Annotated in this window: 12 protein-coding genes; 3 read left to right on the top strand and 9 right to left on the bottom strand. The window is 43.2% G+C overall.

Annotated elements, in window-relative coordinates; translation table 11 throughout:
• Positions 1 to 6: 6 nt before the first annotated feature.
• The 3 genes from RYH73_RS07535 (at position 7) to RYH73_RS07545 (ending at position 4,884) form a co-directional block, all read left to right on the top strand.
• Positions 7 to 3,180 carry an efflux RND transporter permease subunit gene (locus tag RYH73_RS07535; RefSeq protein ID WP_335312808.1) on the top strand — a complete coding sequence of 1,058 codons (3,174 nt, stop codon included), beginning with the start codon at positions 7 to 9 and terminating at the stop codon, positions 3,178 to 3,180.
• Entirely contained in the window at positions 3,170 to 4,267 is a 1,098-nt protein-coding gene (locus tag RYH73_RS07540) for an efflux RND transporter periplasmic adaptor subunit (RefSeq protein ID WP_335312809.1), read from the top strand. The genes RYH73_RS07535 and RYH73_RS07540 overlap by 11 nt, the downstream gene beginning before the upstream one ends.
• Before the next feature lie 212 nt (positions 4,268 to 4,479).
• Positions 4,480 to 4,884 carry a hypothetical protein gene (locus tag RYH73_RS07545; RefSeq protein ID WP_335312810.1) on the top strand — a complete coding sequence of 135 codons (405 nt, stop codon included), beginning with the start codon at positions 4,480 to 4,482 and terminating at the stop codon, positions 4,882 to 4,884.
• An 85-nt stretch (positions 4,885 to 4,969) separates the two neighbouring features.
• Here RYH73_RS07545 and RYH73_RS07550 read toward each other — a convergent pair whose 3' ends face one another.
• From RYH73_RS07550 to RYH73_RS07590, 9 genes are all read right to left on the bottom strand, one after another.
• Positions 4,970 to 6,769, bottom strand: coding sequence for an FAD-dependent oxidoreductase (locus RYH73_RS07550; RefSeq protein ID WP_335312811.1), 1,800 nt, complete (start codon positions 6,767 to 6,769; stop codon positions 4,970 to 4,972).
• 5 nt (positions 6,770 to 6,774) lie between these two features.
• The gene (locus RYH73_RS07555; protein ID WP_335312812.1) at positions 6,775 to 7,866 is read right to left on the bottom strand and encodes a hypothetical protein; all 1,092 of its coding nucleotides are present in this window, start codon (positions 7,864 to 7,866) and stop codon (positions 6,775 to 6,777) included.
• Between the two features lie 26 nt (positions 7,867 to 7,892).
• Positions 7,893 to 10,361 (bottom strand): hypothetical protein, encoded by a 2,469-nt coding sequence (locus tag RYH73_RS07560; RefSeq protein WP_335312813.1) that lies wholly within the window; start codon positions 10,359 to 10,361, stop codon positions 7,893 to 7,895.
• Positions 10,362 to 10,378: 17 nt separating this feature from the next.
• Positions 10,379 to 12,073, bottom strand: coding sequence for a RagB/SusD family nutrient uptake outer membrane protein (locus tag RYH73_RS07565; RefSeq protein WP_335312814.1), 1,695 nt, complete (start codon positions 12,071 to 12,073; stop codon positions 10,379 to 10,381).
• A gap of 10 nt (positions 12,074 to 12,083) precedes the next feature.
• Positions 12,084 to 15,515: a TonB-dependent receptor gene (locus RYH73_RS07570; protein ID WP_335312815.1), complete on the bottom strand. Its 3,432-nt coding sequence runs from the start codon at positions 15,513 to 15,515 to the stop codon at positions 12,084 to 12,086.
• Positions 15,516 to 15,621: 106 nt separating this feature from the next.
• Positions 15,622 to 16,782 carry a FecR family protein gene (locus RYH73_RS07575; protein ID WP_335312816.1) on the bottom strand — a complete coding sequence of 387 codons (1,161 nt, stop codon included), beginning with the start codon at positions 16,780 to 16,782 and terminating at the stop codon, positions 15,622 to 15,624.
• A 100-nt stretch (positions 16,783 to 16,882) separates the two neighbouring features.
• The gene (locus tag RYH73_RS07580; protein ID WP_335312817.1) at positions 16,883 to 17,473 is read right to left on the bottom strand and encodes an RNA polymerase sigma factor; all 591 of its coding nucleotides are present in this window, start codon (positions 17,471 to 17,473) and stop codon (positions 16,883 to 16,885) included.
• Between the two features lie 167 nt (positions 17,474 to 17,640).
• A complete protein-coding gene (locus RYH73_RS07585) occupies positions 17,641 to 18,471 on the bottom strand; it encodes a universal stress protein (RefSeq protein WP_335312818.1) in 831 nt (276 codons plus the stop codon).
• Positions 18,472 to 18,680: 209 nt separating this feature from the next.
• Positions 18,681 to 19,676: a S41 family peptidase gene (locus RYH73_RS07590; RefSeq protein ID WP_335312819.1), complete on the bottom strand. Its 996-nt coding sequence runs from the start codon at positions 19,674 to 19,676 to the stop codon at positions 18,681 to 18,683.
• Positions 19,677 to 19,838: the final 162 nt, after the last annotated feature.

The raw sequence follows: 19,838 nt of genomic DNA on the forward strand, positions 1-19,838 counted from the left end.
TCTCGCATGTCATTAGTAACAAACGCATTAAAGCGACCTATTTCAGTCATCATATTGACCCTTAGCTTATTGATATTTTCACTGATTGCGATCACCAAAATTCCGATCGATATTTTCCCGCGGTTAAACTCGCCTACCATTTATGTCATCGAGTCATACGGCGGCATGTCGCCGAAGCAAATGGAAGGATTTTTCTCCTCCCGTTTACAAGATCAGTTTCTATATGTTAACGGTATTAAAAACATTAGCACAAAAAACATTCAAGGGCTCACGTTGCTCAAGCTCAGTTTTTACGAACAAACCGATATGGCCGAAGCATCGGCACAAGTTGCATTGCAGGTAAATCGAGCCATGAAATTCTTTCCACCGGGAGCACTCCCACCGCAAGTTGTGCGTTTTGATGCTTCGTCCTTGCCTGTAGGCCAATTGGTCCTTTCTTCCAAAACCCGAAGTTTAAAGGAAATTTACGATATGGCCTCCACCCTGGTCCGCCCCAGTTTCTCTGCCGTTTCCGGATTATCAGCCCCCCCACCATTCGGTGCTAATTCGCGAACCATCACCATCAGTGTTAATCCGGATAAATTGCGCAGTTATAACCTCACACCCGACGAAGTAGTGCAAGCGCTTGCTTCTTTTAACGTCATGTCACCCTCAGGGAATCTCCGCATGGATAATAACATGTACGTAACCACCATCAACTCCTTGATTCAGCAGGTTGACGAGTTCGGTAATATTCCTGTAGTAACGAAAGATGGTGTGCCTATTTATATCAAAGATATTGCCCGTGTAGCCGACGCTTCCGATGTGACCGTTAGTTATGCTCTTATCAACGGCCGACGCTCGGTATACATTCCAGCAGTAAAAACGGCAGATGCCTCCACTTGGTCCGTTGTAGAAGGCCTCAAAAGCAAAATTCCGGAAATACAAAAACTGCTACCGGAAGATGTAAACATTTCTTACGAATTTGATCAATCCGTGGCCGTCATGAATTCAGTGGAAAGTTTACTTACCGAAGGAGCACTGGGAGCCTTACTAACCGGTTTAATGGTACTCCTCTTTTTGAAAGATTGGCGGAGCAGTCTCATCGTTGTAATAACAATTCCTGTATCGGTGTTAATTGGTGTATTGTTATTGACACTTTTCAACCAAACGATTAACATCATGACTTTGAGCGGCTTAGCTTTAGCGATCGGCATCTTGGTTGACCAAGCTACCGTAACGATTGAAAGTATCCATCAACATCAAGAAGCCGGAAAGTCAAAACGTTTGGCCATTTACGATGCCTGTAAAGAAATTGCGTTACCGCTGTTTCTGATTCTTCTATGCATTCTAGCTGTTTTTGCTCCTTCCTTTTTGATGGAGGGCATTCCAAAAGCGATGTTTTTGCCTTTATCGTTAGCGATCGGACTGACCATGATCGCCTCCTATGTGATGGCCCAAACCTTAGTTCCAATTTTAGCCAATTGGCTATTAAAGGATCACATAAAGGCCAGCACGCCGCACACCTCGTTCTTTGATCGAATACAGAAAAAGTATCTACATATGTTGCGTCGTCTCCTAAAAACAAAACGCCTCACAACACTTATTTATCTCGTTGCAAGCCTTCTTTTTACCGCCTTTGCCTTTGTATATATTGGCAAAGATATGATGCCGAAGCTCAATAATGGTCAATTTCAATTGCGTATAAAAGAACCAGACGGCACGCGATTAGAACGAACAGAAGAAAAAGTGAAACAAGTATTAGCTGTTATTGATAGTACCGTAAACGGACAAATAGGTATAAGCTCTGCCTATGTTGGCTTAGTACCCAGTAGCTACGGTGTTAGCAACCTCTATGTATTCAATACAGGAACACATGAAGCCGTTATTCAGGTTAACCTAAAAAAAGGTTACAAAATAAACATGGACGATTTAAAAGATGCGCTCAGACGAAACATCGCTTATAAACTCCCCAGTCTGCGAATCAATTTTGAACCCATTGATATGACAGAGAAAATCATGAGCCAGGGAGCCGCTACGCCTATTGAAGTACGTGTAGCAGGGAAAGATATGGAACAGTTAAAAACATATGCTAAAAAAGTGGTAACCCGTATGAAGCAGCTCCCCGACTTACGTGACGTACAAATTTCACAACCGCTCAAAATGCCCACGATCGCCATTCATATCGATCGTTTAAAAGCTGCGCAACTTGGATTAAAAATGACAGATATTGCCCGTTCAGTTACCGCTAGTACTTCCTCGAGTCGTTTTACCGAAAAAATCCAGTGGTTAGACGAAAAAAACACCTATACCTACCAAGTGCAAGTCCAGGTTCCCGAATATGTCATGAACACAATGGACGAGCTCCGCGAAATTCCATTGGTGAAAGGAAGAAGAACACCTACACTAGGCGACATCGCCTCCTTTCAAACCACGTATGAAGTTGGTGAGTATGACAGACAAGGGCCTCGTCGCTATTTAACCGTCATGGCTAATCTACATCATATTGATTTAGGTTCTGCTACCAAACAAGTACAGCATGTGCTCAACGGGCTCGAAGCACCACCAAGAGGTGTTACTGTCGTACTGAAAGGGATGTCAAGCCTGTTGGATGAAACACTTAAAAGCTTACAGATAGGTTTGGCTTTTGCTATTCTGGTTATTTTTCTATTACTGGCCGCCAACTATCAATCGATGAAACTTTCGCTCACGGCGCTTGCCACCATTCCAGCGGTTGTCCTTGGATCGCTCGTTTTTCTTCTGCTCACCGGTTCTACGCTTAATTTGCAATCTTATATGGGGATGATTATGTCTACAGGCGTTTCGGTAGCCAATGCCATCCTCATTGTTTCCAATGCCGAACAACTGCGCTTACATCATCAAAATGCCGAAACAGCAGCTTTATTCAGCGCCTCTACGCGCTTGCGGCCGATTATGATGACGAGCCTGGCCATGATTGCCGGAATGATTCCCATGGCCTTAGGTACAGGAGAAGCGGGCGAGCAGGCAGCTCCGCTGGGAAGAGCCGTTATCGGTGGACTTTTCGCCTCTACATTCGCCGTCCTCTTTATTTTACCCCTGGTATTCGCCTGGGTTAAAGAAAACGCAGGTTATCAGTCGCCCTCACTTCTTCCTGCAATTAATGAACAAGAAACCATTCACGCTACTCAACACGTAACAACTATCCTCCATGAGAACTAAAATGAACAGCCTACTTTATATCCTTTGCCTATCCATGTTTATCTTAGCATGCAATGGCCGGAACAAACCCATTGATCTTGCGGACACAAAAACCGAAAAACAAACAAAAAGCGGTTATGAAATTGGCCATGTCAGCGAAAAAGCGCTGGCCAGCTCCGTAAGGCTACCAGGACAACTGAAGCCCTTCAATGAAGTTAATATTTTTGCAAAAGTCAATAGCTTTGTCAAACAGATTTATGTAGACCGCGGAAGTGTTGTTAATAAAGGTCAGCTTATGGTCGATTTAGAAGCACCCGAAATGCTATCTCAATTACAATCCGCCAACTCACGATACATTCAGGCAAATGAGGCCGCCAATGCCAGTAGAGAGAAATATCGACGACTTAAAGAAGCTTCCTTAGAAGAAGGTGCTGTTTCACCGCTTGATCTGGACAACGCACTATCAAAAATGAAAGGAGATGAGGCGGTTGCCATGTCAGAAAAATCGAATGTAGAGGCGATGAAAATGGTACAATCATATCTCAAAATCCATGCACCTTTTAATGGCATGATCGTTCAGCGTAATGTTTCAGCCGGTGCGCTCGTCGGACCTGGTAAAAGCAGTGAGCAACCCATGTTGGTTCTTCAGGATATTGCCAAGTTAAGATTGGAAGTTCATATTCCGGAAAACTATGTCGACAAAGTCGATCTAAGTAAACCCGTAAGCTACGTATTCAACAGTCAACCCGGTAAAAACTACAACGGAAAAATCAGTCGATCCGCCAATATGCTAGGTGCAATGCAATCCGAGGCAATCGAAATAGACGTCCTGAACAAGGATCAACGTCTTAAACCCGGCATGTATTGCGAAGTACATATTCCTCTACTCTCCGGTGCCAGCTCCTTGCTCGTTCCCGGTCATGCCATCGTACGATCAACCGAACGACAGTACGTTATAAAAGTAATCGATCAGAAGGCCATTTTCGTCGACGTGAAAGAAGGTATCGCCGCCAGTGACTCCATTGAAGTGTTTGGTAACCTGAAAGCCAACGATGCAATCCTTTTACATGCAAATGATGAGATCAAAGAAGGAAGTACGGTTGAATAAATAAATTGATAGACGAAGGTATAGGAGGAAATCGGCCGCTGGCGATCATCGCAAGCAATTTCGGATTTCTTCTTACCTTCTCGAAATTAAGCTTAAAAAAAAACCGAAGAAAAGACAATAAAAGCTGACCCACCGCGTTATAAGCTACGGTTATGCATTTCCAGATTACGCTTGGAATCCAATAGTCATAACACACCTAACTAAATAATTACATGAAGCACCACGGGGAGATTATCGAGCGGGCAATTCGAAGAAATGGTTATAGTATTACAGATCTTAGCCGCACCATTAATGTGAACAGACGATCCATGTACAACTGGTTCAGTCAGCCGAAACTTAAACGAGAGATTATATTGAAAATTGGTAAAGCACTAAATTTTGATTTCTCTCTTGAATTTCCGGAACTTTTTAATTCGGAGGATTTCCATACAGATTCAGCGTCCGTTTCTACCGTTCAAGAAGATAGCGTTATCCAATCAGATAGTGTCGCTTATTGGAAAGAAAAGTATATTCAAATACTGGAAGAATATAATCGTGTATTAAAAGAAATCAGTACGGCCAAAGTAAACCGTCCTGCTTCTCGTAACAAAGCATTTAAAACACGACCTTTTCTATAAAAAAGGCTTTCATCATGAATAAACATACTGCCCGCCTTAAATTTGACGGACGGTATGTTATCAATCTTGCATCTCAACGGATCGCCTAATCCTTAATCATTCCCATCAATTCCGACAAGTGCTTTTCATACACCCCTCGTGGCGTTGTTTGGTATTTATTAGCTACCGAAGCGGCCATACCAACAACCTCTCCCATCATTCCACAGGTACGCATCACCCGCGTACTGCCAAAAGCTACATGTGTAGTACTTATATCTCTGCCAGCCATAAAGAGATTATCAATATTTCGCGAATAAAGACAGCGATATGGAATTGTATAAGGCGCTACACGAATGTGTTTTGTCCCGGCAAAAAATTCTTCATCCGGAAAATACAAGGTATTCTTTTTATCAGGAAAATGAAGATCAATGGTCCAAGTGGCCGTTACCGTTGCATCGGGGTACATTTTACCTTCCTGAATATCCATCTGCGTAAGAATATGATCGCCCATTAAACGTCTTGATTCTCGCTTTCCACCAATATAGGCTACCCAGGCCAATTCTCTTTTTGCATATTTTTCCGGTTTGTGATTTTTAAGATAAGACCAATTACCATATACCGCACGTAGGTTATGATCTCGTATCTGTTCTGCTTCCGTAATGGTGTTGAAATTGCCAAAGCCCGTTTCCCACTGCCAATCCGACTGGACCTCATCAATATGATATTCTTCAGTAAAGGGGAGCGCCCAAGGAGTTTCCGGAAAAGTTGTTACGCTATCAACCGGCAAAGAAGCCCATAAATTCGATGTACCCAATGTAAAATCATCTGCTTTATCAGCTGCCAACGATTCGCCTGTTTCTTTTTTACTCTCACGTCCCATCCGAAAATCGGCGCCCGCCAAAAAGCCTAATGTGCCGTCCCCCGTGCAATCTGCAAAATATTTTCCGGTAAAACGCCGTTCTTCATTGGTCTCGATATCCCGTCCAATAACGGCCTTTACGCGATTGTTTTCCGTCTCCGCCTGATAAACATGCGTATTGATAAAGAGCGAAAGTTTTTTTTCTGCCTTCACCATCGCGAACTTACGGGCATCGCCATATTCCTTTGCATCTGGATTGCCATTTCCAGGATCACCATTATCCAATTCCCGTACGATTCTACCCAATTTTGGATAATAGCTTTTGTCAAGATCTCCCATCAAATGCACACGCACTTCCGAACTATTGTTACCACCCAACAAGGGTCTATCCTGTATAAGTGCCACCTTCAAGCCTAGGCGGGCCGCCGATAGCGCAGCACACGTACCCGCAACCCCGCCACCTACCACCACCAGATCAAAATCACCCATCTCCTTTCTACCTGCATCCAATCCGAGCAGCTTATTACGCAATACATTCATGTCGGCAAGTTCGTTTGGAGGCGCCACATCGCGTTCCTTGGTAAAAAAAATGGCATCCACCCGGCCGTTAAATCCTGTCAGATCCTTTAAAACCAGCTCAACCGAATCTTTCGCTACCTTTACCTCACCACCGCTATACCATTTCCAAGCACCGTCACCACTTTCACCGAAGGTAGACTGCAATACCTTACCATCTACAAAAAGTTGAAATTTGCCGGGTCCCACCGGAAAAGGTGCCCAATCCTTGGTGCGCACCCATACCTGATACATCCCTCTTTTTGGAAACTTCACTTTTGTTTTCGCATCAGCTACCGGCCTACCCATCCCATGGGCCATCAGATACGAAGAATGGAGAACAGGGAACGATTGCTGATCAACCACCCACCCCCCTTTTTCTCCAAAGGATTCCGCTTCTACCAGCACCTGTTCTTGCGCTGCTAAGCGCAGTACAAAGAAAAAAAGGATCAGGCCCCATACGTACCTGCTAAAAATAAGATTCATCATCATTTGTTTTATGGTTTATAACTTCTCAATTGTTCTTTAAAGGCTTCGTTCAATGGCACATGCTCCCGAAGCGCCTCATACACTGTTTTAGCCCTTTCTCGATCTGCTGCGTTTAAATAAGCCATGAGCGCTTTCTGCGATCCTTGTGGCAATACCTTTTGCCCTGCCAGAACAATTAAAGCTTGTTTGAATAAGGCCTGATTTAACTGTGGCAGGTAATCCGTTATTTGCTGAATGATGCCGGCATCAAGTTCCAATTCCACCATACGCTTTAACAAGGCAACTTGTTGCGTATAAGACGCCTGTAAAAAAATACGCCACAAAGCCCCTTGCTCGTCAGCACTCGTAAAATAACGCAGGTTTATCTTTTGCCAAACATAGCGAGCGGCAAAAACATTGTCGCTTGCCAAGAGGGTTAATACATCTGCTAAGTAAGCATCGTGAACAAGGCCCTGTGCATCCATCACCTCATCCAATGCAAAATATACATAATGAAAATTATCACTTCGTAAAAAGCGGTGAAGCATTGGCTCATCCAGTTTTTTACGGGTAAGCTTCTTTATGTCATCTACCGTTGCGCCATGCGCCAAATGCCATAAGGTATAACAAGTATATAGTGCGCCCTCAATTACCTCTCCTTTCACTGTATTTTTTGTTGCGCCTGTAACCGCATCCACGGAATCCGATAGGCGTTGACTGGATGAATCCACCAGATCTTCCATTTTAAAATCCTTCAAAAGGGAGTTTTCATTCAAGAGAATTTCCTGCAATTTAGCATGATCAGCTGCCGTAAAATCCGCATGATCCAGTTTAGTTAAGGGTTCATCTTTTGGCACTTCATAACGCAAATAATTACCCAATAAATCCCAGAACAATGTGATGCGTACCGGTTTGCAGACATCGTCTAGGCAAACCGGTGTAAAAATATCCCGAAAAAAATATACAGGTTGCTTTCCGTTATCGTACGCCAATATTAATTTATAAGACTCTCCCGAGTCGCTAAGGGTATAACTTTCCTGAAGGGTCTGCGCCCGCACTGAAAGAAACCATATACAGCTTATCAATAAACTGAATCCTTGACGAAGCATACTGTGCATCATAATTTTAGATCTTCTCTCTCTAGAGATTAACTATAAGAAAGCCAAGCCGTAGCCTTGCAATCCTTATTTGCTTTAAAGCGGATCCATCGCGCTTGAAATGCCGGTGGAAAATCAAAATTAACGCTTTCTCCGCTTGGTATCTTGATCGACTTATACTGAATCCAATTTCCTTCCCCGCCTGGATCAATTTCAATGGTAAAGGTAACGTCCGTTGCAGCATGGTGCGACAAACTCAGTTTCCGTTGATTGTAAAAACCAATCAGGTAGGGATCTGAAGGAACTTCTTTATGTACCTGTTCATCCTTCCAGGGACCACCTTCCCCCTTTGGCTTACCAAGCTTCCACAAATCATCAATCACACCCGCCCAGACTGCCGCCTTTTTATCCTTCGAAACAATGATGTGTTCATTTTGGTTTCCCTTTAATTGTAATGGGTCAATACCTGTCATAACCAACATTCCCCGAAATGAGGCGTAGTCATTAATTTTGAATGGGTGCGAGGCCACAGGTCTCAGTTTGGCAAAACCATCCGCATTTTCAGCAGGTAATTCGTAAAATGTACCATGGCAATTAAACAAATCTCGTTCTGTAGCAACCTCTCGACAAATCCGCAAAGCTCCTTGTTGAGTAAGCGCAGTAAAAGAGTCGTCTCCTAGCGGAAGGCGCCACCTACGCCCCTTATCATCAACAACTAATACAGAAGATTTCTCTACAGTCACCGCTTCTTTTGGAATCGCAAAACGCTGCTCGATAAAATGCAGCGTACTGTCATCTTTTTTAGGAACGAGTTGCAGCTTTTCATCCAGTTCATAATAATCGCGATCGGTCTTTATATCACCCTTTTCGTATTGCCTGGCCACTAGCCCTAGTACTTTTCGTTGTTTGCCCAGACCGTAAAGCAGGCCTCCTTCGAAAGTGGATGTTTTTGACAGGCCATGAAAGATATCACTTCCATTTCCATCACGTTTATCCTCCCGGGCATAAGCGAAATGCACACTGGCCGTTGTTGCCTCGGTCGTTCTCACACGTATCCATTCTCCTTTTTCCTGTTTATTGAAAGACAACTGTTCAGCTTGCCCCGAGGGTACCTTGACCACTTTGAGCGTTTGCCAATGTCCATTACCTAATGGATCCACCTCCAGCACGAAGTTTGTAGGTGTTTTTCCTTCGTTCGACAACCAGCAAGAACGAAGAGGCCAACCGCTAAATAAAAAAGGATCCGAGCAGGCCCCGGCTTCCAGGTTTTCTCCTTGCCAAACCGAACCATCCGCTGTAGCAGGCCCCAATCGATCCGGTTGATCCAATGGTGTAAACCATAAATTCGAATTCGATTGTCCAGGGCCCTCGATACTTCCTTTTGCTTTCCGTTTATTCAGGAACTCCTTCTCTGCCGAGTCATCACAACCAAAAACCAGTTGATCATTCCAACGTGTAAAATCACCAATCACCTTAAGATATGCCGAACGTGGCCGGATGCCTGCTGTATTTTCCACACTAAAACCTGCCGGAAAACGCCAGAACAAGCCATGCATTGTCATCAAATAATCGGGTCTTTCTTCCGTGCCAATATTCCTAATCCTTGGCCATTCGGTATTCCATCCATGGGCACCATCATAACTATGACTGGCCTTTGGCAACCTATAAAACACCCACTTTCCATTACCCCGAACCCCTAAAAGTATCGATTTATGGTCCCAGCCTACCGTCCAAATCGGGTCTTTTTCCGGGTGAAGATTTCCGTAAATGCCTCCCGGCCCCGTTATTTCTGTAAATTGATTCCTACGAATCAACTTCCAGTCTCGACCGTTCCATTCATGCAAACCGCCGGAAGCTGCATTGAAATGATGAAGTGCGCTGTCTCCCCGTTCTCCATTATTGCTATATACCAATACCCCCTGTCCGGAATAAAGACCCTTGCCGTGCCAACCAATTAAATCAGCTGCAGGTACTTGCCTTCTTTGATCCGATGCTAGATTTTCATCGGCATACAACCAACGAGGCTTTAAGGTATGCACATCCACTTCATAAAACCCTTCCTCCATGGTTCCATAATAAATCTTATCAGCCGGGTTCGTTAAATGGCGGGCATTACCTGTCAACCGCCCCGGCATATCCTCGTATGGAATCGTCCGTACCCGACGTACGGAATCAATCGCATACGGACCAATGAACAGTTGTTCACTTTCACGATGTATCATCCGATTAGCCGGCGTACCTCCAATACTTTCCTTATGGATTATTCGTTTCAAATCAGCACTAATTTCATATAACTTATCGGAGGAACCGAAAGGCAAATGCGGACCATATGTAATAACCCATAAGCGATTTTGCCAAGGCACCACGGCCCCGGTACCACATTCTCCCTCATCATTATACATGGCCAAGTGTGGATAAATTCCACTTATCTGTACCGGTTCCTTTCGTTCTTGTACGACACAGCCCTGCAAGAAGCAGAGCACCAAGCTAGATCCCACAATTATTTTCTTCTGTAACATTTCTTTTTTACTATCAATTAATAATTCGGATTTTGTTTCAAGCCACTGGTCAATACCTCATTGGTGGGTATGGGCCAAATATATTGTCTAGTCGCATCAAATTTGCGCGTGGCAACCTGTTTAATTAATCCTGCATTGTACATTGCAGAAAAATCAGCCGTTCCATCTTCATCGATGGCAGGAATTTGCGGAAAAAACCATAATCCCGGCTGCACAACTTTTGCGCGTAAATCGTTTACATCCAGCATTCCATAGTTTACCCGATTCAGCACTTTTTCGGCTAAGCGCCAACGGATAAGATCCATATAACGGATACCTTCTAGCGCGAACTCCATCCGACGTTCTGTGCGCACAATCCGTCGAAGCTGGTCTTGTGTGGTCAATTGCACAGCAGGGTAAGCCTGTGTATTCCCAAGCTCCACACCGTAGGCCCTTGCCCGTACCTGGTTGATCGCATCCGTTACCGAGGCATCTAGTTCACCCAACTCGATTTTCGCTTCCGCATACATCAGAAGTACATCCGCGTATCGGATAATAATTTGATCGGGTTCCACCTGCCATGAATTTTTCAACCAATCTTCATCAATACCCTTTTTCCAAAGCAAGCCATTAAAAGATGCATATTGTGCAACCGAGCGTGTATCTCTGTTCTCAACTCGTCCGCCGGTAGTTACATTCAATACCGTAAGCGTATCTGGATGTGGTTGGTACGTATAACCCAAATGTGTCGTCTGAAATTCCACGATTGTTTGTGCACAGCGAGGATCACGATTTTCGAAAGGCATTCTAGGGTTAAAGGATGGAGATTCATCGATCGGTAAACCATCCGTACAGAGAAAAGCGCAGAAAAGGTCCCACGAAGGGGCCTTGGCTCCCCATCCACCTGCATTTCGAGGCACATAATTCTGGCAATCGCCTTTTGCTATATTGAGTACAATAGAACGCGGAAATCCAAAAACCATCTCTTCCGAATTTTTTGTTTTTGATAAGAATAGAGTTGAAAAACTCGCGTGCAGACGGTAAATATCTAAATCCATACACGCTTTTGCTGCCTGCTTCGCCGTTTCCCAATCGCCCATATGCAAAGCAATTCGAGCTTTCATCGCCAGAGCAGCTCCAGCGCTTGCACGTTTTATCTCTGAACCGCTAAAACTCGTTTTCAAATGGCTGGCAGCAAAATCATAATCTTCATAAATTTTCTGAAGCACCATTGCCGGATCCGCTTGCTCAGCCGTTAAAGCCTCTTCAACGTCCATCATGGTTTCCGTATAAACTATGTTGCGATAATGCGAAAGTAGCCGCGCGTATTGCGAGGCGCGTACAAAACGTGCTTCAGCAACATAACGATCGCGTTGCTCCTGTGAAAGTAAATTGGCGGCTCTATCCACACTGCTCACAATATTATTGGCCCGCGCGATACATTTGTATGTATTTTTCCACCAGTCGCTAACGAAGGTAGTTCGTCCATCAAGTGTTGCATCCGTAATTTGTGTCAGCCCATCACGATATATCCAGTCGTCAGTCCATTCATCTTGATCCATCATCCAAAAATCGAGTTTATACAAACCATTTAACGACATTTCAATTTCTTCAGACGTGGAGTTCCAAGTTTCACTTGACCCCTGCGATAAAGGATTTAAGTCAAGTTTACCGCACGAGCCCAAAAATAATAGGGTCAAGCCTATGTAGAAGTATATTTTCAGTAATTTCATATCCGTTTTGTTAGAATTTCACTAAAGCACCAATTAAAAAAGTCCTGGTAATAGGATAACCTAATGTGCTCATTTCGGGATCCCAGCCTTTGGGGAAATTGTGGATGGCAAACACATCATTAATGGTTCCGTAAACCCGTAATCCCTTCAGGTGCACCTTATCCATCCAGGTCTGCGGAAAAGCATAGCCAACGGTTACATTTTTTAATCGGAAATACCCTCCATTTATCAGCCAATAATCAGACATCGCGTAATTATTTACGGCTGAAGTATTAGAATAACGAGGATATTTGGCGTGTAAATTCTGTTCAGCACTTTGATAATTGCTCCACGTGTTCCCATCCAGAATGGCAGGAAAGTTGCCATAATTTTCACGAAGTGGCTGCACGATGTCCTGATGTAACCTACTGTTTTGTTTTCCGACACCCTGGATAACAAAAGATAGATCCCAATTTTTATACCCTAGGTTAAAATTACCGCCGAAGAGGTAACGTGGTAACGATCCACCCAATAAAACCCGATCATATTCTTGCGATATTCTACCATCAGGCACCCCATCCGGACCACTGATATCCAAGTAACGAACATCACCCGGACGAACATTGGCATTCAAAGTTGCCGAATTATCCACTTCCGCTTGCGTTTGATACAACCCATCCGATAAGTAACCATACCACTCATTAAATTCACTTCCTTCTATTTTTATCTGATCGCCGATAAACTCCGTTCCACCCAAATTTCCCATACGGGAAATAAAATCAGATATATTGAAGGAAGCCCCATAACGAAACTCGCCAATGCGGTCATTCCAAGCTATTTGCGCTTCCCATCCCTTGGTATACATCTTTCCTGTATTTTGATCAGGATTGTCAAAACCTACATAGTCAGGAATTTCCAGTTTCAACAGCATATCTTTCGTAGTCTTCTTGTAGTAGTCCCCCACGAAGCTTAAACGATTATCAAAAAAATTGACATCCAATCCAATATCAAAAGACGAAGTCGTTTCCCAGGAAATATCACGGATTACGTATTGCCACTGCGCAGCCGATTGACCAGCGATAATGGTATTCCCTTGGTAGAAAAGTGATTTATTTTCAAAGGATAGCAATGCCTGATAAGGGTAATTGCCAATGCGTTCATTACCCAATGTACCGTATGAAGCACGTAACTTCAAAAACGATAAAGGCTTCCACCGATCTTTTAAAAACTCTTCATTTGATAAAACCCAACCTGCCGAAACGGAAGGGAAAGCGCCCCAGCGATGAGCCGGAGCAAAACGAGAAGAACCGTCATAACGAATATTAGCCTGCAAAAGATATTTATCCTGGTAGTTATACATCAGGCGTCCGAACCAGGATCGATACGCATTTTCATATGCATTACCACCATTATTTCGAAAATCTAACGGGCCAACATCCAAATAAGGGTAATTGGATAATAAATATTGTCCACGTGACGCACCCAAATCTTCATTAAACGCATAAAAATACTCATAGCCCATCAAGGCATTAATATGATGATCCCCCAATTGCTTGGTATAATTGGCCAGAAACTGAACCGTATAGCGATGACTATCGTTCCGTTCTTCCTGCAATTTCGTTTCAGTAGCCTGTTCAATATAACCAGCTATGGTTTCGGGATCGCTAAAAGTGGTATAAGGTACTTTTCTATTAAAAACCTTTACCTTATCAAAATTTAAAAAAGGAGAAAAAACGCCTGATAATTTCAACCCATCAAGCGGCGTAAAATCCAGATTTACTTTCCCACCGACCTGGTTGTACCAATAGTGTTCAAAGCCTCCTTCTTTCATTAATGCATAAATATTGGCCCCGTCCTTACCTGCTCCGATCCGGCCGTCTGACCACAGCGCCGCGTAAATGGGCGGCATAATTCCCATTTTGTACATTGGCGCGGTCGATCGTCCATCGGTAGTTAGCGACCGCCCATCAAAAACAGCGTTTTTAGTAATGGTTCTCCGATAACTCAGATCAACACTTGCCTTTAAATATTTTCCAATGGTAAAGTCGTTGTTGATTCTTGAGGTAATCCGATCGTAGCTTCTTTCATCATAAAAAGCTCCATTTTTATCATATACAATAGAAGCGCGTGTCTTCACAAATTTGTTGGCACCATAAATACCCATCACATGGCTTTGTCGTGGTGCAAAATCCCGTAACATCAATCCACGCCAATCCGTAATCGGATAGCCATCTGGATTTTCCCGATTTAACTGTAAATAATTATCCACCAATTCCTTCGTATAAATAGGATACTGGTTCTCATTATTCCCATTATCATTCCATCGAAGTTCATTAGTCAATTGCATATAACGCACCGCGTCCACATATTCCGGATACTGTGTTGCCTTTTCCCAACCATACTCCACTGAATAGTCTAAACCAATCTGCCCCTCTTTTGCCCTTTTCGTAGTAATAAGAATAACACCCGAGGCGGCACGTGATCCATATATCGAGGCCGAAGCGGCATCTTTCAGCACAGAAATATTCTCAATATCATTCGGGTTCACCGCATTAATATCATCGATGGGCACCCCGTCAAGAATATAAAGTGGATTTAAACCTCCTTCTGTAATGGTTGTAATTCCTCGTACCCGAATAGTAGCCGACGATCCAGGTGCATTATTGTTACGCGTTACCATCAACCCCGGTACAGCACCCTGTAAAGCCTGCGATATCTGCGTTGTTTTGCGGGCCGTGATTAAATCACCTTGCACACTCGAAACCGCTCCGGTCAAGTCTTTTTTCGCCACCGTACCGTAACCTACCACAACTACTTCATCCAATAAAGCTTCCTTCTCCTCCAATTGGACCGTGATTTTCTTTTGGATGTCCAAGGTATTTATCACAACTTCCTTTTTAAGGAAGCCGATTGAGCTAATAATCAACACAGAATTTCCCGCGGCACCTAAAGAAAATTCTCCATCGACATTTGTCTTGGTTCCATTACCCGGACGATCTTTCCAGTAGACGGATGCTCCCGGAATAGCTGTCCCATTTTTATCCACCACGACTCCCCTGATCAATGCCTGCGGCGGCTGGTTCCCCCGAGGCTCGATTGCTTTTTTCCGTTCGATCAGCACGGTTGCTTTTTCGATTTTATAAATTAAGGGTTGATCTTCCAAACAACGATCCAAAATTTCTTTCAGGGGTCGATTACGCACATGGATAGTTACAGGACCGGCATCCGCCAAGTCATCCGTAGCGTACAAAAAATCGTACCCGGTTTGTTTCTTCAGTATTCTGAATACGCTTTTTAAGGATAGTTTTTCAGCTGATAAAGTTGCATGTTGCGCGCGCACAGCTGCCCCCACCTGAAAGTAAAATATCATCATCAGAAAAACAGCATATTTCATAACCCGTATAGGTATTAATAGGTAAGGGAAACCCTCACCATCTTTCTTGGCAGTATTTTTTTTGTACATTTGTATAGGTTTTAATTAATTGTGGCTTACAATGAATTGGTTACCTAATATAACCGGAAGTGCAGCGAACATTTCCGGTTTTTATATAACCCCGGTTAGCGAAAACTCAAGGCATAACGATAATCCTCCTTTCTTTTTTAAAATAAGAACCTTTTTCGAGTGTAAAATGCAGGTTTCCTAATCGTTCTAAGTAGTTCAGCAATTCTTCAAGAGGTTTTGTACGCGAAAAGGTACCTCCGATTTTTTTGACAGGAATTGGCCCCTGAAACACCACCTCGATATTGTACCAGCGCGAAATCTGATGCATAATCGCTTTGACATCCAGATCGTCGAAAACAAAATAATCGTTCTTCCAAGCCAAGAAAACTTCCGGGTCTACCTGCGATTTCGCAAGCCGGCCCTTATCAAGATGAGCGCTCGCCTGTTCTCCCGGTTGCAACACCAAGCTACGATCGTGCAATGATACAGCAACCGCACCCTCCGCTAATGTTGTCAGTACTTCCTTTTCATCTGGATAAGCCGACACATTGAAGGCCGTGCCCATCACCGATACCAGGCTTCCATTCGCTTCCACTGTAAAGGGATATTGAGCTTGCGGTGCCACTTCAAAATAGGCTTCCCCTTTTAGTCGAACCTGACGCCCCCCCTTTCCAAAAACGGAAGAGAACGATAGCTCAGAACAGGCGTTCAACCACACCTTGCTTCCATCGGGTAAAACGAGCTGATAAGTGGTGCCTGCCGGTATAAGGAGTGTATTCCATTTTTCCCCCAGAGCTTCCGTGGCTCTCCGATCCTGGAGAGTATAAACCAGGCTATTGTCTTTGCCTTTTTTTATGGTAGCCGAACCTGCACGATTTGCAATACCGTCTTCCAGAGTTGTCAAATCAATAACAGTCCCGTCATACATGGTAAGCCTAGCAGCGTCTACCTGTTCGGGTAATGCAATCACATGATCTGTGGGTAACTGATCCGTCCTTGAATACGGCCATAAAACAATACCCACTCCGATCAATAAAAAACTAGCGGCCATCGCAGCCAACCAATAGTAAGTGATCTTTGCTCGGCGCAGCAATTTAGTGGATACACGTTTCTCAATTTTACCTGCGATACGTTGCTTTACTTGTTTTGCGTGCAGTCGACTGCTCCATGACCAATCGGATTGCTTTTCAACGTGGGCCAACCAAGTCTCTACCCATTTTTTTTCATCATCTGTACATAATCCGTTGTAATACCGCTCTAATAATAATTTAATTTCCTCTTCGGTCATCGGCATTTACGATTTATAAAGGTCTTTTCTTATTAAGAGTAGTAAAAATGGAAAAGGTGGTAGATGAAATGAAAAAAAATAAAAGATGCGAAGTTTTCTCTTAGAGACAATGGAATTTAATAATCAAGAGCAGCAACAGCGCACTATACTGATCGTTACTCAATTTTTCGCGCAAAGTTTTGAGTGAGTTATAAATCTGCTTCTTAACCGTTTCATTGGATATCCCCAACTTTTCTGCAATTTGCTTATGGCTAAGTTGTTCTTTGCGACTGAGCAGAAAAATTTCGCGCATTTTATTCGGTAGCTTTTCGATCTCTTCTTCAAAAAACCGCTCCAGCCCTTTTGCCATAAAAGCCTCGTCTGAAGCAGCCGATAACTCATCAAAAAACGATTGGAGTGAAGTTAAATAGTTACGGGCTTCTATGTTATGTCGAATAATCCGAACGGCATTATTACGAACAATAGCCAATAAATAATTTTCTATATGCTCGATATTTTTTGCTGATTTCCGATATTTCCAAAAAGAAACAAATGCATCTTGTACAGCATCTTCCGCATCATCTTCGTCATTCAAAATACGAACAGCATATAGGAAAAGTCGTTCCCAACAGGTATCATATAACTCAGCAAAAGCCGAATCATCGCCCGAAATAAAACGTTGCAACAAGGCACGATCTTTTTTTCCGTTCATGAAGATTAGGTTTATATCTATCGCAATCGATGCAACCGCTAAATATAATTCGAAGATAAAAAAAATTAGTAAAGTCGAGTCAAGTGAAAAAGAAATTGTTTTATGAACAGCTTATCGTTTCAGTTGCTCATCAATAAATCGGTAGAGAAATTAATATTGATCGGCAATCAACGAACAATTAACAAGGGCAATTGCGCTTTCTTTGCCAGTTTTTTTGAAATAGACTCCCTGGTGATTCGTTCCAGCAAAGAATGCTTTTTAGCAACCACAAGTATTAATTGTGCCTGCTGTTCTTCTGCAAAAGCAAGGATTCCTTTAGCAACATCCTTATTATCTGCATAATGGATCCGTGTATCCATTTCTTCGAATAAATCATAAAAAGCATATTGCTCACGGAGCATATCTGCATCAAAATGTTCCTCTTCGCGGTGATCCACATGTACAACCAGCAGTTTTGCCCGAAGCTTCCCAATTAAATATTTTATTTTTTCACTTGGCATGGTTGAAGCAACATCATTTAAATCGCAACCCATCACTATTTTTTTGACCGTCTCAAAAGGTGTGTCTAAAGGAACGATCAATAAAGGCAAGTGACAGCTTCTCAATATAGTTCCTGTACTGCTGCCAACTAGGAGTTTTTCCCAGTTATCTTTACTCGACAAGCCTATGACCACCATATTGACCCCATGTTCCACGGCTAAATTATTGATTCCCTGCACCAAATTCAATCCATTGGTAATTAAGCTTATCCTCACTTGCGGTTTAACCAAATGGATAAACTGCTGCTTTAATTCCGCTAACAAATCCAAGCTACCTTCATGCAATCGACCATCAGATAAAGCAGTATCCCCCGGTATACCCGGTGAAGTTGAAAGCAGTTCATAAGAATGATATAAAATCAGGTGCCTGGCATCCAGTTGATTACTCAGCTGTGCGGCATAATTCGCTGCATAATTCGCTGCTTTCGAAAAATCCGTTGCAATTAAAATCGTTTCCATAGGCGTGCTTTTTTTATTAAAGTTACGCAAAGGGCAAATACCTGCGGTGACTTCCGACACCTTATCCAATGATCTTTATCACTAACAATATTTAATTGGTTTCGTTTTCATTGCATCGTGGTAATCGCTGGTAGAAGTAAAATGGGGCCGATTTTACTCGGTCCCATTGCAAATTAGAGTCGGTAGATTAAACTTGCTGCTAATTGCGCTTATTTTTCACGATCTTTCTCGATAAGTTTGCGGGCCACATCCAATGCATCTTCATCTCCCGAAAGAACATCAGGAATAACACCAGTACCCTCCCAACCTTCGTCCGAACGGGGAGCAACCACCATCTTCACCGGAACAAAGGCAATCAGATTCCGTTTGAGTGGCACAAAAGATCCGGCAATACCGGCGCCTGCTGTAGTATCGCCTACGATAGTAGCTCTACCTAATTTTTGCATAGCATAAGCCAATCCTTCCGATGCGGACGCCGTTCCAGGGCCCACCAAGATATAAACTTTTGCTTTTGGATTTCTTCTACCGGGCACAAAGGAATACGTCCACTCCTGCTCGTCTAGCGCACGGTTTTTGTGAAATCCGTTCAAGTAGAATTTCTCATTACCTGCTGAATAGAAATAAGAAGCGATAAAGCGACCCATATGACCTGTACCACCTGGATTATGACGGATATCAAGGATCACATATTGACTATGAGCAGCCATGTTCATTGCTGCAGTAGCCATCTCAAACGATTCCTGCGTTCCCCAAAACGGACCTGGGATATCCAGGTAAGCCGTTGATTTGGCACCATCTATCTGCACACTTTTGAAACCATAATTTTGCACTTTCATCCGCTTCCATTCGGTGCTATCATCCGATCTTCGTTCTGAGGGTTCCAACAGCCGCTTATAAGTCTCTTCATTTCTCATGACCCGCAAGTGTACGTCCTTATGCGTAACGCGTAGATCTTCCGTCAACTTCTTTGCCAGTGAATCTTCCGAAAGGCCCTTGTAGTGTCCTGCTTTTTCACGCTTTAAAAGAGCCTGCTGATATTTTGTTGATATTTCCGGAAAAGGATAAACCTCAACCAATTGATGGGTCAGTGTTTGCACAATTTCATGCACTTCTTTGTCCTCAACATTTTGTGCCTTTACAGAGACACTGAAAAGCAAGTATGTAAACACAAAAATCAGTGTTCTTTCAATTTTATTAGTCATCATGGTAAGCATCATAGGACACAAATATAGAATAAGGTCGATAGGCAATCGTGCTGACGGTATCGGATTAACAATATATTAACAAGATCGTATAAAGATTCGAGAAATGAACCGGATTAAAACTAACAATTCCTTGCATTACCAAACCCATTACGGCAAAAGCGG

Origin of the sequence: Olivibacter sp. CPCC 100613 (assembly GCF_036959255.1) — a bacterium.
In the GTDB taxonomy this organism is placed as follows: Bacteria; Bacteroidota; Bacteroidia; order Sphingobacteriales; family Sphingobacteriaceae; genus Olivibacter.